17 protein-coding genes and 1 pseudogene are annotated in these 20,007 nt (G+C 47.4%); 10 read left to right on the top strand and 8 right to left on the bottom strand.

Annotated elements, in window-relative coordinates; genetic code table 11:
• Positions 1 to 56 precede the first annotated feature (56 nt).
• A pseudogene (locus tag ACWQXP_RS00160) lies at positions 57 to 1,190 on the bottom strand (IS3 family transposase).
• Between the two features lie 281 nt (positions 1,191 to 1,471).
• On the opposite strand from ACWQXP_RS00160, the gene ACWQXP_RS00155 reads away from it, so the two are divergent.
• A complete protein-coding gene (locus tag ACWQXP_RS00155) occupies positions 1,472 to 1,639 on the top strand; it encodes a hypothetical protein (protein ID WP_454060808.1) in 168 nt (55 codons plus the stop codon).
• Between the two features lie 311 nt (positions 1,640 to 1,950).
• Positions 1,951 to 2,325: a tetratricopeptide repeat protein gene (locus ACWQXP_RS00150; RefSeq protein WP_454060807.1), complete on the top strand. Its 375-nt coding sequence runs from the start codon at positions 1,951 to 1,953 to the stop codon at positions 2,323 to 2,325.
• Between the two features lie 825 nt (positions 2,326 to 3,150).
• On the opposite strand, the gene ACWQXP_RS00145 is transcribed toward ACWQXP_RS00150, so the two are convergent.
• The 6 genes from ACWQXP_RS00145 to ACWQXP_RS00120 form a co-directional block, all read right to left on the bottom strand.
• Complete coding sequence (locus ACWQXP_RS00145) at positions 3,151 to 3,363, bottom strand: hypothetical protein (RefSeq protein WP_454060806.1); 213 nt, start codon at positions 3,361 to 3,363, stop codon at positions 3,151 to 3,153.
• A gap of 143 nt (positions 3,364 to 3,506) precedes the next feature.
• On the bottom strand, positions 3,507 to 3,662 hold the full coding sequence (locus ACWQXP_RS00140; protein ID WP_454060805.1) for a hypothetical protein: 156 nt from the start codon (positions 3,660 to 3,662) through the stop codon (positions 3,507 to 3,509).
• Positions 3,663 to 3,831: 169 nt separating this feature from the next.
• Positions 3,832 to 4,776 (bottom strand): sugar phosphate nucleotidyltransferase, encoded by a 945-nt coding sequence (locus ACWQXP_RS00135; protein WP_454060804.1) that lies wholly within the window; start codon positions 4,774 to 4,776, stop codon positions 3,832 to 3,834.
• Positions 4,777 to 5,198: 422 nt separating this feature from the next.
• Positions 5,199 to 5,498 carry a hypothetical protein gene (locus ACWQXP_RS00130; RefSeq protein WP_454060803.1) on the bottom strand — a complete coding sequence of 100 codons (300 nt, stop codon included), beginning with the start codon at positions 5,496 to 5,498 and terminating at the stop codon, positions 5,199 to 5,201.
• Between the two features lie 532 nt (positions 5,499 to 6,030).
• Positions 6,031 to 7,461 carry a sensor histidine kinase gene (locus ACWQXP_RS00125; RefSeq protein ID WP_454060802.1) on the bottom strand — a complete coding sequence of 477 codons (1,431 nt, stop codon included), beginning with the start codon at positions 7,459 to 7,461 and terminating at the stop codon, positions 6,031 to 6,033.
• Positions 7,458 to 8,141: a response regulator gene (locus tag ACWQXP_RS00120; RefSeq protein WP_454060801.1), complete on the bottom strand. Its 684-nt coding sequence runs from the start codon at positions 8,139 to 8,141 to the stop codon at positions 7,458 to 7,460. The genes ACWQXP_RS00125 and ACWQXP_RS00120 overlap by 4 nt, the downstream gene beginning before the upstream one ends.
• A 425-nt stretch (positions 8,142 to 8,566) precedes the next feature.
• Here ACWQXP_RS00120 and rnk point away from each other — a divergent pair, with 425 nt between their 5' ends.
• The 8 genes from rnk to ACWQXP_RS00080 all read left to right on the top strand — a co-directional run bounded on the left by rnk (position 8,567) and on the right by ACWQXP_RS00080 (position 15,664).
• Positions 8,567 to 8,989: a nucleoside diphosphate kinase regulator gene (rnk, locus tag ACWQXP_RS00115; protein WP_454060800.1), complete on the top strand. Its 423-nt coding sequence runs from the start codon at positions 8,567 to 8,569 to the stop codon at positions 8,987 to 8,989.
• A 46-nt stretch (positions 8,990 to 9,035) separates the two neighbouring features.
• Entirely contained in the window at positions 9,036 to 9,479 is a 444-nt protein-coding gene (locus ACWQXP_RS00110) for a hemerythrin domain-containing protein (RefSeq protein ID WP_454060799.1), read from the top strand.
• Between the two features lie 339 nt (positions 9,480 to 9,818).
• Positions 9,819 to 11,267, top strand: a complete 1,449-nt coding sequence (locus tag ACWQXP_RS00105) for a sensor histidine kinase (RefSeq protein ID WP_454060798.1) — start codon at positions 9,819 to 9,821, stop codon at positions 11,265 to 11,267.
• Positions 11,248 to 11,907 carry a response regulator transcription factor gene (locus tag ACWQXP_RS00100; RefSeq protein ID WP_454060797.1) on the top strand — a complete coding sequence of 220 codons (660 nt, stop codon included), beginning with the start codon at positions 11,248 to 11,250 and terminating at the stop codon, positions 11,905 to 11,907. The genes ACWQXP_RS00105 and ACWQXP_RS00100 overlap by 20 nt, the downstream gene beginning before the upstream one ends.
• Positions 11,908 to 12,065: 158 nt before the next feature.
• Positions 12,066 to 12,542, top strand: coding sequence for a DsrE family protein (locus tag ACWQXP_RS00095; RefSeq protein ID WP_454060796.1), 477 nt, complete (start codon positions 12,066 to 12,068; stop codon positions 12,540 to 12,542).
• A 90-nt stretch (positions 12,543 to 12,632) separates the two neighbouring features.
• A complete protein-coding gene (locus ACWQXP_RS00090) occupies positions 12,633 to 13,142 on the top strand; it encodes a TlpA family protein disulfide reductase (RefSeq protein ID WP_454060795.1) in 510 nt (169 codons plus the stop codon).
• Positions 13,143 to 13,162: 20 nt separating this feature from the next.
• Positions 13,163 to 13,918, top strand: coding sequence for a cytochrome c biogenesis CcdA family protein (locus tag ACWQXP_RS00085; protein WP_454060794.1), 756 nt, complete (start codon positions 13,163 to 13,165; stop codon positions 13,916 to 13,918).
• A gap of 207 nt (positions 13,919 to 14,125) precedes the next feature.
• A complete protein-coding gene (locus tag ACWQXP_RS00080; protein ID WP_454060793.1) occupies positions 14,126 to 15,664 on the top strand; it encodes a sigma 54-interacting transcriptional regulator in 1,539 nt (512 codons plus the stop codon).
• Here the strand turns inward: ACWQXP_RS00080 and ACWQXP_RS00075 are convergent.
• The gene (locus ACWQXP_RS00075; protein WP_454060792.1) at positions 15,661 to 19,593 is read right to left on the bottom strand and encodes a response regulator; all 3,933 of its coding nucleotides are present in this window, start codon (positions 19,591 to 19,593) and stop codon (positions 15,661 to 15,663) included. The two genes, ACWQXP_RS00080 and ACWQXP_RS00075, sit on opposite strands and share 4 nt — an antisense overlap.
• Positions 19,594 to 20,007 lie beyond the last annotated feature (414 nt).

Here is a 20,007-nt window from a genome sequence, read left to right as displayed (position 1 = left end):
GCCAGAAGTGGCCCCCAATTTTTGGACAGCCCGATATGTGAAAGTTCTGCCTCTCCTTACGCTGCTGGTTCAATCTGTGTTTGCGCGAAATATACGGCATCGGGTGTCTGTCGGGTCAATGCCTGATGACGGCGTTCCGTATTATAGAACATGAAATAGTCCGTCAAGCCAGCTCGCAGCGCGGCTGGTGTCTCATACGCACGCAGGTAGACATCCTCGTACTTTACACTGCGCCACAGTCGTTCCACCCAGACATTGTCCACCCAACGGCCCTTCCCATCCATACTGATGGTCACCCCATGGGCCTGGAGGACTGTCGTGAAGGCCTCACTCGTGTATTGTGCCCCTTGGTCTGTATTGAAGATCTCTGGTGTTCCGTAGCGCTCCAGAGCTTCTTCTAGGGCTTCGACACAGGCCTCAGTGTCGAGGGTATTCGAGATGCGCCAAGCCAAGACCCGCCGCGAATACCAATCCATGATCACCGTCAGATACATGAACCCCTTTCACCATCGGAATATAGCAAATGTCACTCGCCCAGACCTGGTTGGGACGCGTGATCAGAAGCCCTCTCAGTCGGTAAGGATAGATCTTATGTCCCTTGCCAGCTTGACTGGTCCGGGGCTTCGGATAGATCGCTCGCAACCCCATCTGCCGCATCAAGCGTCGTACCCGCTTGCGATTGACACGATGCCCTCGTTGTTGCAGCGCATCACACAAACGCCGACTCCCATAAAAGGGCCATTTGAGATACAGCTCATCGAGAAGCCGCATGAACGCAAGGTCTACAGATGACACCGGCTGAGCACGGGCATAGGCACTGGAGCGGGGCACCGCCAGCAACTGACACTGGCGGGTGACCGAGAACCCTGTTTGAGAGGTCAGCATGGCTTTGCGCTCGTTCATCGGCCGTGCCCGAGCGCGTGTGCTAAAAAATCCTTCTCCATCGTCAACTGCCCAATCTTGGCATGTAACTTCTGTTGTACCTGCTCTTGTGTAGCGGCTTCTACCATCCCAGCTCCAAACACGTTCTCGGCCTTCGTGACCAACTGCTTCTTCCAATCCTGGATCTGATTGGGATGGACAGCAAACTGCTCCGCTAACTCGGCCAAGGTACGCTCCCCCTTGACCGCCGCTAAGGCCACCCTCGCCTTAAACGCCGGGGAATGATTACGTCGAGATCGTCTAGCCATCTTCTGCTCCTTTCGTTGAAGAAAATATACCGCAGAAGATTTCACTTAGCATCTGGAAATAGCTGTCCAATAGATGGGGTCCACTGCTACCCTCCAATAATCAAGGTCTAGATCTCAGTTAATCATCTAATTTATATTTTCTATCCTGAGCCAAAATTTGGATGGTGCTCGTTTCTGTGCACTTTGTCCATTGGTCTGTAGACCCCATGATTGAAAATGTTCATTGACGAAACGAATGCAGTACTTGTGTTCGTCATGTTGGGTTCTTCCTGACTGCATACATGTTCTCTAAAAGTCAAGCCGGATTTCCTCATGCGATAATCAATACCGGAAAAGGTCCGACGAGCCCTGGTCAGGATAAGCTGGACCATAAGTTGCTGATCCGATATTTAAATGAGGTTGAATCTTCCGTCGACTATGTTGTTGGTCAAGCAGTATATGGTGGGTAGTGTGCGAACCGTATACGAGGTACTATCGTTACGGTACGGTATACCAAATTAAAGCTACTGTGGCAGGCAAGGAATAACAAGGGAAATTTCTCTTAGCACTTCTTACATGATCAGGAAACAAAAGATCGAAACGGTCCTGAGGAAGAATAATAAGGAATACCGGCACCGCAATTTGTCGATCTCTTTGCTCTTGGATTGTTCTACGTCTTGCCGAACTCGATACAAACCGTCTATTGTAAACGCTGAAGGGATTTGATGGGTGATGGTGTTCTCACATAATAGCGTGCGGTTGTTACCATAAGGAGGTTGCCATGAAACGATTATTGGGAATTTCAGCTATCGTCGTGTGTTTGGTGTTTGTCGGAATAAACGTCTCAGCCGATATGGGGAAAAAAGCGGTCCCCCCTCTTCAGACAGTGGCCGAATCTGGTGCAGCAGGCCATAATACAGAAGGCATAAAACATTATAATAAAGGGCATTGGGAAAAAGCGCATGATCATTTTATGGAAGCTGTCGAAGCTGATCCAAAATCGGCTGAAGCCCATTACAATTTAGCCCTTGCATTGGATAACATGGGAGACCATAAAGCCGCCACCCAGCATTTCCAAGATGCATTTGACCTTGGGAAAGATAATCCTGACATCCAGAACTCAGCTATTCTCAAAGCCCATCTCAAAATGAAATAAGGCTTGAAGCCAAGAATTGTGTTGAAGATCGAAGCTTAGAGGTTTCTTTTGTCACTCGCCATGACAAGAAGAATTCCTTGGGAGATCTTAGAAAAGGGATATTATTCCGAGGTCGAAAGCTATTGATTGGAACATAGTGATCAAGTTTTTCCACAAACCATTCCCAACTAATCCCTTCTTTTTTAATCCTGGATTTGATAGGTACATACGTCTTGAAAAAACACGAACGCCGCCGTTTCGGAGTATCCGTGTCCATGCTGCGGCAAACCATCTGCCTCATCGTCTCGTGCTCTTTTATTCAAACCGTCGTCCGGAAGATGCGTCTTTTCTTCATGAACTCCAAGATCTGTAAAGAAAAAATTCAAACTACACTTTTATCCTCACGATGACCAACCAGGAAAAGCCCAGTCAATCCTGGTCAGAAGAAACTGGATATTTGGATTATGAATTGCTGAGCAGACATTTAGCAGGGATTGAATCTCCACTCTACTATGTTGTTGGACCGCCAGTTAATGGTGGAGAGTGTTCGAAACATGCTCAGCGACGCTGGCGTCCACAAAACGGATATTCGTATTGAAGAGGGGGGTATGTAGCTAGTTGAGATCTTGAATCTTAAGAGACCTCGAGATCGAAAATGTTCTACTTAAATTGATTACGCGATTTGAGCGCATGCCTGTTTCGAGGCTTCCTTCAGTTCTGATTGTTCATAATCCATTTCCTTGCGCAGCCCTCTTCGATTTCGTTCGCCCTCAGCCAAGGGAACTGAGATCAATGGTACCGATGTAGCTGATTCCTGCAATCTGTTCCTGAGAATCAGAATGTCATTCAGAAATCGATCACGCATACGGCGGCGACTAATCGTTTAGGTCGGTCTAAAGACCACCAATTCAAAGGATTCGACTTCTTCACAGTTGGAGGAGGCAGATTCCCTGGCGGGCCATTTCCAAAATCATAGTCAGTTGCATCTCGACTTGCTTTGTGAAAATTCTCATACATCCCTTTGTAAGGTCCATGAGGTTTCCAAGACGTGTTATTCATTTTCATTTCCCCTTTTTATTCTCAACTAGCCTTCTCGCGAACACTGAGACCTCGTTGCACTTGGACTGTCTGTCATGCCCGGTTGTACGGGCATGACAGACGATCTTTGATGCATAAGCGCCCAAACCCCTATGACTTCTTAGTTAGGCAGCTTTTTTAACCTGATCTTTCGATAACGACCATTTCTCAACAGATAAAGGTCGTCGTTCATCAGGATCTTCCTTGTAGGACGCCCAAACTGCCGCTCCCCACAACATGAACATGACACTCAGCATAGCGATCGTGGCTTCTACAAACATTTGGTACCTCCTTTGTTTGATGGTTATTATTTCGGCTCGTTCAGATCCAACTGCAAGAGAAGCTCTGCTTACCTTATTGAACTTCACTAGACCTGTAATTCAACCCAGTATTCCTGTTCGCGGATGCAGTAAGCCGCTGATCAAGGCTTCAGCTTCATCTGTCTGTCGATTACACAGCGGCTAGGTAATCCCTTGAAAAGGCAGGCTCCTTTTTCACCTTTTGTAATGTTTCCTCAATTCGTTTAGGTTGTCCCCAATCACTCCAAAGGACATCACGCAATTCTATGGTCATGATGTCCTGGGGAACCTGTTGGAGTAAATCGAATGAAAAATTCTTGTTCGGCATGACGGCATAGATCGTATTCAGAACCTTTGATTCTTCTGATGTTCCGATGACCTCTCCAAGTCGTTCGAATAACACCATCATGTCTGGAGCCAACTTCCATCCGAGACTCCAGATTGCCTCGATCTTTGACACCATCACTAAGGTATTCCATGTCCCATTGGCCGCCATGGCCTCACGGGCTTGATTCAAGTTCGGTTTTTCCAAAAACTTTTCTACAGTTCTGAGGGGATGCCCTTTCATGGTCGGATGAATTTGACCAGGAAGGATCCACCCATATTCCAACTCTAATCGGTCTGCAGGAGCGGATAAGAGAATTGGACGATGTGTGATCCATTCGGCCATCCATGCGGAGAGTTCAACGGTTTCTAAGAATCGCTCTTCAGGATAGACAAAATGATCAGACGGATAGATCACCACTGTGCCACCTCGGTCCTTTGCACGGATGTAGGTCAGGGGTAAAAATATTCCTGGTCCGGTGTCACAATTTTTGGGCTGAACCAAGACTTTGCCAAACGCTCTTCCATCTAACTGAGACCAGACTTCCAGTTCATGACTCTTGGCAACCACGGTATACGTCTGCTCTGGTTTCGTAAGTCTGACGGCTCGATCGACAGTATGCTGAAACATGGATCTGGTCCCGACAAATGTACAATATTGCTTCGGAAGGGGTTTCCCTAACCACCGCTGAATCATCGGTTGCATGCGTGTGCCGTTACCTCCAGCCAAAATGACAGACCAAAGCTGAGATTGTCGATAGACTCTTTTCACTTTGCCCTCCTTGTCATGAGGTTTGTGTAATGGAATTCGGTTATCGCTTATTTAAACTATACACACACAACATGAATGGAACATGAACAAATGATGAAGAATTCTTCATCAATAGAAATCGGGTTTGATAAAGACGAGGTCATTGGTCGAAAGTAGAAGCCTCTTGATAGAAGAAATTTTCATTTTCTCTCTTGAATTGGCAGCTGTTTAACCGTTAGTTGATTCGTCCGATAAATTTCTTTCAGGTTCGACTTTGGATAGTATAAATGACTCCAGACTTTTCTAATGGAAATTCGATGACCATCTATAGTAGGACAGATTCACTTGGTCTGCATTTTCCTGCGCAAGCGAAAACTCCACACAGGCCGTCATCACGACGTCTTCGATTTAGAGGAATGCCTGATGGGTCTTTCACACCTCTTTCATTTGCTCCTACCATTAGCAGCCTGTTCGTGCACCACATTCCAAATGATTTCCTGTTTGTCAATTTCAGGAAACTTTTTCTCAATTGTGGCCCAAGCTTTTCGCTTTGCTTCATGGACAGCCGTATTCACACTGGCAAAATCTTGATCGCAATAGACTTGCTCTCCCGTATCGGCAATGATCACCCTGTTTCCAATTCCATGCCCAATAAGAGTTTTGTAAGGTACGCAATGATCCCCACTTTGATTTTCGTGGACATAGATCTGAGTCCTGAGTCTCTTCTTTTGGTGCCTGGGCATATTTATTCTCGTTCTGTTACTCGTTAACATGCTCTTAAGTCATGCATCCTTTCGTATTTAACGCCTTTTAACATAGAGAGTCTTGTCGTTATTAAAATGTTCTTGGTCTCGCCCTCGCTTCGTCTCCCTATAGGCACAGGTTGTTTTTTTGCAGCAGGCCAATGACTTATTAGAGAAAACACCATGGGACCGGTATGAGACAACGAAGGCAGGGTTCCGGCCCAAACGATGATAATGATTGCCGTACTCAACAGAGTCATACTGCTATAAAGTAACGAATGTAATTCACCCATCGTTGTTGCCTCATTTCTAAAAATTGTTGCTCGTGTCGTCGCTTTCTTTTTTTGCTGTGAAATAATCACCATGCCACAGGCCTACTGTATCGAATTCACATGAACGCATTATGAACAGAACATGAAGAAATCTTCATCTTTTCGAATCTCACTCAAGCAACAGTCTGGCTCTAACAGCGGTGTTGTAGCCTCGGAGCGAGGAAAAACAAGAATGGAAGTTGTAAGAAGTTGTCAGAGGCTTATGGCAAATCTTTGAGGATCGGAAGAAGCAAGGTGAACACAGAACCTTTACCTACCTCACTGTGGACTGTCACGGTTCCGTGATGAGCTGCAGCAATCTCTTTCACAATGAGCAGGCCAAGGCCGGTTCCTCCGGAATTTCTCACTCTAGAGGAATCAGTTCGGTAAAATCGATCAAAAAGATGCGGAAGGTGTTTCGATTCAATCCCATGGCCGGAATCCTCAACGGCAATGGCCACGTTCTGTTCCTTTATGTCCATACGAACCACAACTGTTCCTCCAGGGGGAGTATAGCGTATGGCATTATCGAGCAAATTGATTAACAATTGTTTGAGCCGGTTGGCATCTCCCAACACGCTAGGTACAGACTGAGATTCGAGTGTGAGCAAAATCTGTTGGTCTTCAGCCAGTACCATGAGATCATTGATGAGATCCTGTAAAATAGGCTCAAGCTCAAGTGGTACAAGTTGGACGGCAGAATGATCACCAGAAAATTTGGCCAGTATCAAAAGTGAGCGAGTCAACATCACTAACCGCTCAACCTGTTCCAAATTCGTGAGTAACGCGTCTCGATATTCCTCAACCGTTCGAGCTTTCTGGAGTGTCACCTCAATGTTGCCCTGAAGAACGGTTAATGGCGTTCGCATTTCATGGGCTGCATAATCGACAAAATGTCTTTGCTCTTCGAAGTTTTTTTGAAGTCGCTCGAGCATGCCATTAAATGCCTTCGTCAACGGCATAAATTCTTGATATGGAGGATTGAGGATTAATGGCGTTCGAAACGGTGGTCCAGAGATGTTCTCTGCTGTCGAACTGAGGATCTTGACGGAGGACAGGGCTTTTCGGCCTATCCAATTACTCCCTAGCCACGCAAGGGCAATCGTGATACCTGAAAAGACTGCCAAGAGCAGCAGAAGGCTACTTAGTGCTTCTTGTGAGAATCGAAGGGAGGTTTCAGCTTGGAGTATATAGTGAGGCCCTTTGTGTTCTGGCACAGGGATTGAGACCCGTCGAACTGGAGGTTCGTTGAGAGAGTGAACGGTATCATACACCACCTGACCTTTCTGCACCTTTGCGAGCAATATATCCGTGATGAGTGGTCGGTCAATCACAGCTGAGCCCTTCCAAATTAACGTTCCATCAGGAGACAGGACGAGGATAAAATGCGAGGCTTCGCGTAGTGTGCGTTGTCTTTCCTTTGAGGTTTTGCCGAGGTCAAAGTTGCTTATTTCTTGTTGAGATGTCTGGAGAAGATTTGGCTGGTCATCGATTAATTTCCCCAGAGTTCTCGCAAGATCCACTAAACGGCTATCCACATACTGGTTGAGCGCCCGTTCAAAGCCCCAATAGACCAGCACGGTAAACACGGTGAGCAAGCCAATGACGAGCGCGAGCGCCGAATGTCGAATTTGACTTCGAAATGATTTCATGCGGGTTCTTCCGAGGTCTCCAACATATATCCTGCTCCGCGAACTGTTGTAATAAGGGGCGGTGAAAAGTCTCGATCGATCTTTGCTCGCAAGGCTCGAATATGTGCATCAACAATATTCGTCATAGGGTCGTAATTGATGTCCCAGACATGCTCGATAATTGTGGTTCGTGTTAAGACCCGGTTTTTGTTTCGCAACAAATACTCTAAAAGTGCATATTCCTTATTGGTTAACGAAATTTCTTGCCCGGCTCTCCAAACTCGGTGCGTTGCAGGATCAAGCTCTAAATCAGCCGCTGTTAGTCGGCTGAGGATTTGAGGCCCACCGCGTCGAAGCAAGGCGCGTATCCGAGCAAGCAATTCTGCAAATGCAAAGGGTTTGGTCAGATAATCATCGGCTCCCAGATCGAACCCTGTCACCTTATCCTGAAGTGACGCGCGGGCCGTGAGCAGGAGAATTGGTGTCGTATTTCCTTTCGCACGAAGCTGGCGACACACTTCTAGCCCGTCCAGCTTCGGCAGCATGACATCGAGGATGAGAAGATCGTATGCGTAAGAGCAGGCAAGTTGAAGTCCGTCCTCGCCATTGGCCGCCTGGTCGATCGCGTGTCCCTCTTCCTGGAGTCCTTTACGAATAAATTGAGATAGGTCCGTATCATCTTCGACAATCAATATCCTCATGGTCTGTTCCGGGTTGTACCGCTCCTGATCGATAGATTTATTATTCCGTGTTCAGTCAATGGTTCTTTCATTTGGGTCCAGATGAATATGAATAGGTGTCCTTGTCATGATAAAATCTGCCGCAGCGATCGTCTGTTATAAGTGTTTGCTACTGTATAAAATACAGATTTGACATGAGTTGATACAACCGTGATCTATTCCACTCAATCATTCATGTGACGTTCTGCGATCAATTTTCATTGGATTTTAGGTGTTTTAACAAGAGAAACAGAGGTAGACCTTTGCTGAAACACCTGATCTTTGGGAAACAGAAACACAAAATTGAAAAAGCGGTTCATTTTGCATCGCCTGTCATCATATCATTTGGAGTCTGGTTCTATTTTTCGATATTGCCGCTAACAGTTGATTAGAAAAGGGGTCATACTATGGAACATCGAGACATTTATATTACAGAATTTGATTTGTACAGACTCAGTGAGCTTTTGGAAGTCGGTCTCTCTTTCAGAGGAAACAAAAAGGAGAGCCAACATTTGGATGGTTTAAAAGAAGAATTAGACCGAGCTCATGTCGTTCAACCGAAGGAGATTCCGTCTGATGTTGTTACCATGAACTCACGTGTCCGGCTTCGAGAGATGAGTAAGGAGGAGGAGCAGTTGTATACATTAGTTTTTCCTCGTGATGCAGATGCTGAGAACGGTAAGGTATCTATTCTCGCACCAGTCGGAACGGCTATTCTCGGATATCGAGTTGGAGACATTGTTGAGTGGAAGGTGCCTGCAGGAACACGAAAACTGAAAATTGAAGAAATTCTTTATCAACCTGAAGCTGCAGGAGATTACCACCTGTAATTCCCTGCTGTTTCTAGCGGTTTACTCTGAACGCTTGAGAGAGTTGTTGCCTCATCTTTTCGCGAAACCGTTGAAAATGGGAAGTGTGGAACATTTTCTCGCCGAAGATCATGTGCGGATAGATGACCTTTTACAACGGACCATCGGTGAACAGCCTACCATTGACCACGATGCGTATAAGGATTTCGGCCGTGCCCTCCTTCGGCATATTGCGATGGAAGAAAAGGTACTTTTCCCAACAATTCAACGATTGCGCGGCGGCACTCCTCTTCCCGCAGTTGCCAAACTTCGGTTCGATCATGGTGCGATTGGCACTTTGCTTATGCCAACACTCACACCAATAATCGTGGATTCAATCCGCACGATTCTTAAAGCTCATAATGCTCTGGAAGAAGGAGCAGAGGGGGTGTATGGGCAATGCGAACAGGTTTCCAGTGTGGAGATGGAGAATCTCTTCGGCGCTTGCAGGCAGGCCCACCGGTATCAGTAGTAGCCTACTCTGATTCGCCCACAGTATTTGCACCCATTCGCCGTGTTTTGACGAGAGCTGGTTATGACACTGAGGGTGGCTAGCAGAGACAGCCCCATTTTTTTGTTCACAGATTGGTGGGTTGGCCGTACGATTTTCTGGTTCATTTTTCTGCTTCATTTCCGCTACTTCTCTTGATGCCGAATTTTCATGAGCCATATCAAACCGATGGCTAGTACACGTCAGCTGGGAAGAACAAATTCAGAGTTAGTCTGCTGACGGACTTGATCTTCTGGCATGTTGCCTGAATCTAGACAAAACCTTGCTCGACTGGGAAGATAGGTGACGGAAAGGAAGGCAATGAGACCGTTCTCACTCTATCTGTTCATTGGAAGTGGCAGTGTCGCTGCACTCTTTATCAGTCTAACCCTTCCAGTTTTTTTGCCTGGTTGGCGCTGGCAACATGAACCGCTTCACTCTACGATTGAGGCCCTTGGTGGGCTGACCGCCATAGCCATGACACTCGTGCTACTCCATAGCACCAAGGAACATACGAGAAAGAAGTTTCATGTGGTGGCCGGCGGCTTTCTTGCAATGGGAATCCTTGAAGTGTTTCACGCTCTTTCGACACCAGGGAACGGCTTTGTCCTTCTACGTAATATGGCAAGTCTCTTTGGAGGAATTGGATGTGCGCTCGTCTGGCTTCGACCATCAGAGAAAAATCGAATAAGCGAATCATTGATGCTGTGGTTGGTTGCTGGAGGAACTCTTGGTATTGGAACATGGATACTCGGATTTCCGGAACAACTTCCCGTTCTTCTTCGCCAGGGTGAATTTACCCCAACGGCTATCGCACCGAAAAGCGTGGCGTGCATGCTCTTCCTTGCTGGTGCCGTACACTTCTTATGGGATTATAGAAGAACCCGCCAATCAGAAGATGTGATATTTGCATGTCTGGCGCTCATGTTCGGTCTTGCCGAAATGATGTTCACCTACTCGACGATCTGGGATGGGTCATGGTGGTTCTGGCACTGGCTTCGTCTTATGGCCTACCTTTTAGTCTTGGGGTATGTGGGCCATGATTATCTCGCCACCCTTTCTGATTTGAAGATTTCATTGGCTCAGACTAAACAGGCTGAAGAATCGGTTCGTCGAAACGAGCAGCAACTGCGTGAAGTGTTGGAGGAGCGAGAACGGCTGGCAGAGGATCTTCATGATGGCGCAATCCAGTCGATTTTTTCACTCGGGCTCAGTCTCGAACGGTGTCAGCGACTCATTCCTAAGAATCCAAAAGAAGCAATCAGCAGAATTGGTGATGTGACTGCGGATCTCAAATTAGTGATACGAGATTTACGGAGTTATATTAGCGGTATAGAACTTGAGCCTGAGAATGATCTGCCCTTGGAAGAGGCGATGGCTTCACTGGTGCGTACGATAAACCACTCTGCACCCTTTCACTTTCGTTTGCAGGTCGATCAAGCCGCGACGATACTCCTGACTCCAGAAGAGAGGATGCACGTCCTCTATATTATTAAAGAAGCGATGAGTAACACTCTTCGCCATGCTGGAGCCAAATCAGGATTGGTGTCTCTTGAAATTCAGAATGAAGCTGTTCGCTTAGCAGTCGAAGATGACGGTTTTGGTTTTAACCCTGCTGATGACGAGAAGCATGGGTATGGTTTGCGAAACATGGCTGCTCGCTCGAGGCGACTTGGCGCTCGGCTTGAAGTATTATCGGAAAGGGGTAGGGGCACTCGAATTATCTTTGAGATCCCGAAGAAAGGAAGCCATGTCTCAACATCAGCATAATTCCATCCGTCTTCTACTCGTGGATGATCATGAGGTGCTTCGTCTCGGTCTGCGAACATTGTTTGGCGAGACCGATGGAATTCAGGTAGTTGGCGAGGCGGGAAACAAAGCGTCAGCCATTACAGAAACCATACGACTTCAACCTGACGTGGTGTTAATGGACGTTCGATTGCCAGACGGTAGTGGTGTCGAAGCCTGCCGTGAAATTCGAAGCTCATGTCCGAACACGCGAGTGCTCTTTTTGACATCCTTTGCTGATAATGAGGCCGTGATGGCGACCATTATGGCCGGAGCTGACGGCTTTCTCTTAAAAGAGATCGGAGGGGATGAATTGATTAAAGCCGTTAAAACCGTGGCAGTTGGACAATCCATCCTTGACCCTGCTGTCACGCAACGTGTGTTGAACAACATTAAAAAGCTTTCTAGTCCAGGGTCCGAAGACAAGAGTGAAGCATTATCTTCCCAAGAAATGAAAGTGTTGACACTTGTCGCAGATGGGCAAACCAATAAAGAGATCGCGGCAACTCTGGACTTAAGTGATAAGACTGTTGGCCACTATCTCGAGAATATTTTTCAAAAGCTCAACGTCACTCGCCGCTCGCAAGCTGCTGCGCTATTTGCCCGCCGATTTTCCCAATAGGGGCATTCGCCCCTAGCGGTATACGGGAATAAAAGTTCTGCTTCTCCCGGCGTTCTCACCTACCGGTCCATCTTCTTCAAGGCTATAGTATCAACATGATTCATTCATGAGGCGGCGGCAATTTCGTTCACCATCATGTTTATCCAATGGAGGTCATCATGTTTATCAAGCACCCACAATCTTTTGTAGGATTTTTCGCAATGGTTCTAACCCTGGTGTGTTCGCTGCTCATTGGAGCCAGCGTGACTCAGGCGAGTGAAACAGGCGGCAAGGATAAAATGAAGGTCGTCTATCAAGTCAACGGCCCCGATCCAGCCGTTGCGAAATACGCGTTGGCGCTCATTAATAAACATATTGAGGCTGAAGGGGGTCCCGATAACATTGATGTGGTGTTAGTGGTTCACGGACCAGCGTTGAAACTCTTTGAAAATGCCAATGCTGATCAAGATCTGAAAGACAAGATTAAGATGGTTCTGGATAAAGGAGCAACCGCTGAGATGTGTCAGGTCTCCATGAAATTGTTTGGAACTCCGTTGGAAAAGTTAGTTGCTGGATTTATCCCCACTGAACATCCAGTTGCCGTTAAGCGTATTGCTGATCTGCAACGTGAGGGATATGTATACATCAAACCGTAAGGGGGAATGATGATGAATGATCGTGTTAAGCAGATAGTAAATCTAACCCCCTCATCTCGTGGGAGCCAAGCAGGCTCCCACGAGGAACCCGTGGGCATTTGGATTCGTGAAATAGTCTTACGCCTCATGGTTGCCCTCGGCAGTTTGGTTTTCTTGACTTCTGCAGTCGATGCAGCTCCGCCCGTGAAAGCTCCGGAATTTGAATTGGTGATGCTGGATGGACAACGCTATAGCAAAGACTCATTACGTGGCCAACCGACGCTCTTGGTATTTTGGGCGCCATGGTGCCATTTTTGCCAACTGGAATTACCGCTGCTGGCAAAATTTTATCGTGAGAACAAGCCGGATCAACTCCGTATCTTGACCATTGCCTTTGCGGATACACGTGCCAATGTCGAGGATTACGTGAAGGACAATCCTGAAACGTTTGTTTTCCCTACCGCCTATGATCAGGAGGATCAAATTGCTCAGAAATTCGGTGTGAGCGCGACTCCGACATTTGTCGTGATGAATGAACACGGTGATCTGACCTTGGCGCACTTTGGAGCTCGGCTCAACCAGAATCCTCAGTATCAAGCGTTTCTGGAAAGCTTGCGATGAAAAGGGAAGAGTAAATTTGCATGATTGAATCTACTGCTCAGATTCCACAAGTCACCTTGTTATCCGCGTTTGGAGCCGGACTTTTGTCCTTCCTGTCCCCCTGTGTGCTTCCACTTGTGCCGTCGTACATTTCCTATGTTACTGGTCTATCCGTTGAACAGCTTCAAAAGCCCACAGAATGCGAACAGTTTCGAAAATCTATTATCCTGAATTCTTTGCTGTTTATCGCAGGATTTTCTTCCATCTTTGTTGTTTTGGGAGCATCGGCGAGTCTGTTCGGTCAATGGTTATTTGAATATCAGGAGTATCTTCGGAAGGTTGGAGGAGTCCTAATTATTCTTATGGGACTGTATGTCCTGGGTCTGTTTAATGTTGGTTGGTTGGCGACTGAAAAACGTCTGCACTTCCATACACGTCCACTAGGGTATGGAGGTTCGTTTCTGATTGGTGTGGCTTTTGCCGCAGGCTGGACTCCCTGTATCGGCCCCATCTTGGGGACGATCTTATTGTATGCCAGTACTTCAGAAACGTACTTGGATGGCCTGACGCTCCTGGCTTTCTATTCTTTGGGCTTGGGCGTGCCACTTTTTGCTGCAGCCGTGAGTTTGGAACGATTTTTATCTCATTTCAAGAAGATTCAGCGATATATCAAGGGTGTATCGATTGTCAGCGGAGTGTTATTGATCGCCGTAGGTATCCTGCTTTATTCTAACGCTTTCGTTCGATTGACCAGTATCCTCGAACGTTCTGGTGTTGGGTGGTATATTGGGCAATAAGGAAAGTTTACGATTAGAGCATATTGGCATGGCACATTCTCAATACTTGTCATGCTCCTTTCCATAATGTCATAGGCTAGGCATAGCGAAACGTTGTAGAGGCTGGACAAGATTTCATTAACGCAATTCCAATTGAGGTTTCCTCTATTCGACAGAGGCATTTCTTCTATGGTTGAATCGGCCTTACTTTATCCAAACGGATCTCCTATGAATCGAATTGAAACCAGCTATCGGGCGTTACTCAAGGTTGCGGTTGTACTTAATTCGCAACGGGACACGAACAGTCTTTGGCAGGCTATTACTGAACAGATTAATCAAGTGATGCCCTGGGCGCGGGCGAGTGTGACTCTCTATGACCGGGATGTCGATGGTTTCCGGTTCTATATTGTAGCCACGAATATTCCAAAAGTTGTCTTGCAGGGTGATACGATAATTTCACGAACAGGAAGTGCCATGGGTTGGGCTTACGAGCATAAGGCGGTACATATTCGTCCTGATCTCAAGCAAGAACAAGTTTTTCTTGAAGATCCGTGGTACGTGGAAGAGGGGCTTGGGCGAATGATCAATCTTCCCCTACTCGTTCATGAAAAATGTTTAGGCATTCTTAATCTTGGCAGCGTTGACTCCGGCGAACCGAGTCCAGATGACCTTGAGTTTTTAACGCAAGTCGCAATGCAAATTGCGTATGCGATTGATCATGTTCAAGCATACGAGGAGATCAAGCGACTTCATGGGAAGTTGGCTCGAGAAAATTTATATCTGGCCGAAGAACTCAAGCTCACAAAGCACTTTGGTGCGATGGTGGGAGAGAGTCAAACCTTCCAACATGTATTAGAGATTGCTCAAGAGGCCGCACCGACAACTACGACCGTCTTGATCACCGGGGAAACTGGTACCGGGAAAGAGTTACTGGCTCAAGCCATTCATGAGTGGAGTCCTCGTCGAGGCAAGCCATTTATCCGAGTGAATTGTGCGGCTTTCCCTGCAGGGTTAGTGGAAAGTGAGCTCTTTGGTCATGAACGTGGTGCGTTTACAGGTGCAGAGGCTCGTCGCGAAGGGCGTTTTGAATTAGCACATGGTGGAACGTTGTTATTAGATGAGATTGGAGAAATGCCGCTGGAGACTCAGGCCAAATTGTTGCGAGTGATTCAAGATGGCATGGTCGATCGTATCGGAGGCAAACAACCAATTCCCGTCGACGTACGTTTGATTGCTTCAACCAATGCTGATTTGGCCGCGGCTGTTGAGCAAGGTCGATTTCGAGCTGATCTGTTCTATCGGCTTCATGTTTTCCCGATTACAATTCCTCCGCTCCGGTCCCGTCCGGAAGATATCCCTGGGTTGGCACAGCACTTTCTTGAGCATTATCGCGTGAAACTCAGGCGCCCCTGTGAAGAGATTGCTCCAGAGTCGATGGAAAGACTCATCCGATACCCTTGGCCTGGAAACGTCCGAGAACTTGAAAATCTCATTGAACGAGCGATGATTCTCTCACATGACTCATCATTGCACATCGATGAGCGTCTCCTCATGCCTTCACCCGCAACCCCTCCTGCTAAGCCGGTTTCGGGGTTAATGGATTTTGAACGTCAACACATATTACAGACGCTCGCCTCGACTCATTGGCGAATTGAGGGCTCCGGTGGTGCGGCAGAACGATTGGGTCTTGCGCCTAGCAGTCTGCGCAGCCGTATTAAAAAGCTTGGTATTCACCGGCCGCCCAAGTCACCACGGGAACTTGATTAAGTCTGTCCCGTTTCGTTATTTGCTTGTTCGAAATTTCGGTTTGCACAAGCGGCACAGATTGCTTCATAGAGTGTTTGTGACGCACTGTCTTTTGCGAGATAATTGACGGCTCCGGCTTGCAACATCGAGTTGCGAATGCTCGTATCATCATTGATCGAAAGTCCAATCACTTTGATCGTGTGGGAGATGTGTCGGATGAGCCGCGTTGCTTCAATTCCGTTCATCCCAGGCATGTTGACATCCATGATCATGACATCGGGGTTCAAAATGTTCGCCAATTCGACGGCTTCTTCGCCATTGACGGCTTCTGCAATGACTTGCACATTCGCGTAACTCTGCAGAACGTTTCGTAGACCTTCACGGATCATCGCCATATCGTCAACGAGGATCACACGAATCATCTTCGATTCAGGAAATGCCTTGTGGGATCGGGGAGCGGACATCACGGGACTCGACCGTGGGTGTGCTTTGTGTGTCTTCTCTAGGGGGATGAGTAATGTTGCCGTGGTGCCTTGCCCTATCACCGAGTCGAGAATAAATTGTCCCTCCAACGCTTCGAGGCGCTCACGGATGCTAAAAATCCCAAATTTCGTCAGACTCTGTTGCATACTGCTATCATCTAGGTAGAAGCCTTTTCCTTGATCCTTGACCTTAATCACCAAGCGATCAATCGACGGTTTCTGGATAGACACAATCGCTGCCGTCACACCAGCATGTTTGACGACATTAATGAGAAGTTCGCGTACAGTCTGATAGAGAAGAATGAGAGACTCTTCCGGTAAAAGGACGGACTCTACGTCACTCTCAACCGTCACGGCGAGGTCATATTTTTTCATTTTCTGATCGGCAAGCCATTTCAGAGCGGGCACGAGCCCAAATTGATAGAGCACTTGAGGACTGAGTTCGGCGATTAACGAACGAGTATAGGCTAACGATTCTTCGATCATCTGATCGGTTTCACGAAGGAGCGTTTTGATGGGGAGGGATGACTCCAAGTGTTGCCCTTCTCCGAGCTTTATTCGTGATACCACAAGCAGTTGCGCCAGATAGTCGTGTAGTTCAGAGGCCAAACGTCGCCGTTCACGATGCTCGGCGACAATGACTTCCGAGGCAAGCTTGCGTAAATTGTCCTGGGAACGACGCAACGCTTGAGTGTGATGCAGAATCTCTTCCTCTAACTTTTTCTTCGATTCCACGATCTCTTTCTCTGCGACTTTTCGCTTCGTAATGTCGCGGCTCACCGTTCCCAACCCGATTGGGTGGCCATTGGCGTCATAAAGGCAAAAGACGCTATAGATCATCCACAGGGCTTCGCCGGTTTGAAAATGCCGGAAACGGATCTCCACTTCAGCTCGTCCATCATGTAAGACATGTGGGAAAAAATCGTTGATAAGAAACGCATGATCTTCAGGGAAGAAAAAGTCTTTCATGAGTGTCTGTTGCACATGCGATACGTTATTGAGCCCAAGCATTGCCATGCCAGCCGGGTTGACATAGGATGGTCGGTACTCCATGTCAAACATGCAGACGAATTCGTTGACGTTTTCGGCCAACGCAAGAAATTTTTTAGATTCTGCCTGCACTTGTGATCGCATTTGATGCATCTTCAGAGTTGTGTCCACCCTCGTATGTAGTTCTCGGGCACTGAAGGGCTTGACGAGATAATCGTCTGCACCCTGTGCCAAACCGTCCATTCGAGATTCTTCTCCTGCTCGAGCAGAAAGCAGAATCACTGGGATGGTTTGAATGGCGGGATCGTTACGCAGTTCTCTCAGAAAGCCGAATCCATCAAGTTGCGGCATCATCACATCGCTGATGACAAGGTCGGGAGGATTTCGACGAACGGTTTCCAGAGCGGCCTTACCGTCGGAGACTGTGATCACCTCATATTGGTCACTCAACAGTCGTCGTACATAGTCCCGCATGTCTGTATTATCATCGGCGAGTAAAACCTGTGGGCGAGAATGTTGAGTTGTCGCGTACGACGGGTGAGCGTCATGCGCTGATTCCTCAAAATTAGGAGCTTCTGTAGGAACATGAAGACATGACGCTTCGAATTCTGCACGTGGTTGAGCTGGCAACCATTGCAATGCTTCCTCCACGATGAGAGATGGACTCGAGACGGGGGAGGCTATGGTGCTGCTCGCATCGACTTGGTCGGCAGGCAAATGCTTCATGCCTAACGGCAACGATACTGTGAATGAGCTGCCTTCACCGAGACGGCTTCCCACGTGGATGGTGCCCCCGTGTAGCTTGACCAGTTCCTGAACAAGTGCGAGCCCGATACCACTTCCTTCGTGAGTACGACTGTGCACATTCTCTACTCGATGGAATCGTTCGAAAATCTTGGATATTTGTTCCGGAGGAATCCCTACACCCGTATCGTTGACCACCAACATAACCGTGTCTTTGACTTGATGAAGCAGGACCTCAATTTTTCCATTAAATGTAAACTTCAATGCATTCGAGATCAAATTGAGGACGATCTTTTCCCACATGTCTCGATCCACATAGATCGGTTCCGACAATTGGCGACAGTCTACGACAAATTGTAATCCCATCAGTTCAATGGTCGATCGAAATGAACTGGCCAGATCTTTGGTTAAGATGACGAGGTCGGTGGGTGTATAGGTGGCTTGCACACGTCCGGCTTCGATGCGCGAGAAATCCAACAGACTATTGACCAACCGCAATAACCGCACGCCGTTGCGGTTAACCATTTGCAATTTCTCTTTGGATGAGGACGAAAGATCACAAGCACTCTGACTGAGTAGGCTTTCTAAAGGGCCAAGCATGAGCGTAAGAGGGGTGCGGAATTCGTGGCTGATGTTATTAAAAAAGGCTGTCTTCGCACGATCTAATTCCGCCAGCGCCTCGACCCGTTTGCGTTCTTCATGATAAGCACGAGCAGTTGATATAGCGTTGGCGACATGGCCGGCAGTGAGTTCGAAGAAGCTGATATAGTCGCTAGACCACATCAAATGAGGACTGATACCAACGACCAAAAAGCCGGCAGGAATCTCCTGGTCACCCGCTTTCGCCAATGGGAGCACGTAGACACGTTGGATTCTGTTTTTTCCCCATGGAGAAATGGGCAACAATTGACCAATATGATCTTCCAGGTTCTCTATGACCTGGCTTTGGCTCAAATCCATAATGTGACAGAACTTCCAAATGTCCTCGTTACTGCCAATGCCAACGTGTACTGGACTGGCGTTGGTTCCTTCAGCAAGGTGGGTTGCTCCACACAACCTCGCATATTTGTTGTCTTCGTCAAGCAAATAGATCAGTGCAAAAGGACAATCGTGAGGATTTTCAGCGAGCGTGGTGGCTGCAATGCGACAGACTTCTTCAGTGGCTTCTGTGATCCCTAGAGTGCGTTCGCCAAGATTGCGCAGAGTTTTCAACCGTCGCTGACTCAATATACGTTCAGTATCTTCGGTGCAAGCACAGAAGATGCCACCGACACCGCCTATATCGTTTGGCGCGGGGCTATAAGAAAAAGTAAAATATGTTTCCTCCGTGAAGCCGTACCGTTTCCTCAAAAGAAGAATTGACTCATTCCAGGTGGCACGTCCTTCGTTGAGCACTTGCTCGGTTTGGGATTCGAGCACCGGCCACAATTCAGCCCATACGGATGATGCCGACTGACCCAACGCATGCGGGTGACGTTCCCCGAGCATAGGAATATACGCGTCATTGTATATATTGGTGAGTTCACGCCCCCACCAAATAAACATGGGATAGTGTGACCGGAGCATGATAAGGAGTGCGGTTCTTAGACTCTGAGGCCATGTTTCGATTGCTCCAAGCGGGGTAGATGACCAGTCAAACGTACGCAACCGTTCCGCCATTTCCCCACGACCAAGCAGCCAGTTATCCATTTCTGTAGGAGCGTTCTTGTTGGTATCTTGATTGTCGTGTGACATAGGATAAACCCTGTTTTCAAGACTTCAGACAATATTCGATCAATGTTGCTTGCGTGACAGTCTTGATCCCTGCCCGTGATGACTTGTCATCTTGATGTTTCTCGTGACTATTTACCTGCATAATAGTAGTCAGAATTTAGTATACAAAATAGTAGTTGGTTACGTCCGTTCATAGATCGTTGGGCCTGTTGAGATGGGCTCTAGTTCGTGTGCGATGTGTATTGTGTATAATCTTTGCAGTCATGTCCACAAGATTGTCATCTGGCTTTGCAAAAGCGAGTCAAATCGCTTCATTGAGTGTTTGTGACGCACTGTCTTTCGCGAGATAGCTGACGGATTCTGTGCACGTCTTATCGTGGATCAAGAGCCCAATCACTTTGATCGCAGGGATCGAGTCATTGTGATACGTTGATG

The organism is Candidatus Nitrospira salsa (assembly GCF_965152625.1).
This window is presented reverse-complemented; position numbering and strand designations above follow the sequence as displayed.

Coding starts and splice junctions, on each gene's coding strand:
- ACWQXP_RS00155 (WP_454060808.1), top strand. CDS start 1,472: ATGTTCTCTAAAAGTCAAGCCGGATTTCCTCATGCGATAATCAATACC.
- ACWQXP_RS00150 (WP_454060807.1), top strand. CDS start 1,951: ATGAAACGATTATTGGGAATTTCAGCTATCGTCGTGTGTTTGGTGTTT.
- ACWQXP_RS00145 (WP_454060806.1), bottom strand. CDS start 3,363: ATGAATAACACGTCTTGGAAACCTCATGGACCTTACAAAGGGATGTAT.
- ACWQXP_RS00140 (WP_454060805.1), bottom strand. CDS start 3,662: ATGTTTGTAGAAGCCACGATCGCTATGCTGAGTGTCATGTTCATGTTG.
- ACWQXP_RS00130 (WP_454060803.1), bottom strand. CDS start 5,498: ATGCCCAGGCACCAAAAGAAGAGACTCAGGACTCAGATCTATGTCCAC.
- ACWQXP_RS00125 (WP_454060802.1), bottom strand. CDS start 7,461: ATGAAATCATTTCGAAGTCAAATTCGACATTCGGCGCTCGCGCTCGTC.
- ACWQXP_RS00120 (WP_454060801.1), bottom strand. CDS start 8,141: ATGAGGATATTGATTGTCGAAGATGATACGGACCTATCTCAATTTATT.
- rnk (WP_454060800.1), top strand. CDS start 8,567: ATGGAACATCGAGACATTTATATTACAGAATTTGATTTGTACAGACTC.
- ACWQXP_RS00105 (WP_454060798.1), top strand. CDS start 9,819: ATGAGACCGTTCTCACTCTATCTGTTCATTGGAAGTGGCAGTGTCGCT.
- ACWQXP_RS00100 (WP_454060797.1), top strand. CDS start 11,248: ATGTCTCAACATCAGCATAATTCCATCCGTCTTCTACTCGTGGATGAT.
- ACWQXP_RS00095 (WP_454060796.1), top strand. CDS start 12,066: ATGTTTATCAAGCACCCACAATCTTTTGTAGGATTTTTCGCAATGGTT.
- ACWQXP_RS00085 (WP_454060794.1), top strand. CDS start 13,163: ATGATTGAATCTACTGCTCAGATTCCACAAGTCACCTTGTTATCCGCG.
- ACWQXP_RS00080 (WP_454060793.1), top strand. CDS start 14,126: ATGAATCGAATTGAAACCAGCTATCGGGCGTTACTCAAGGTTGCGGTT.
- ACWQXP_RS00075 (WP_454060792.1), bottom strand. CDS start 19,593: ATGTCACACGACAATCAAGATACCAACAAGAACGCTCCTACAGAAATG.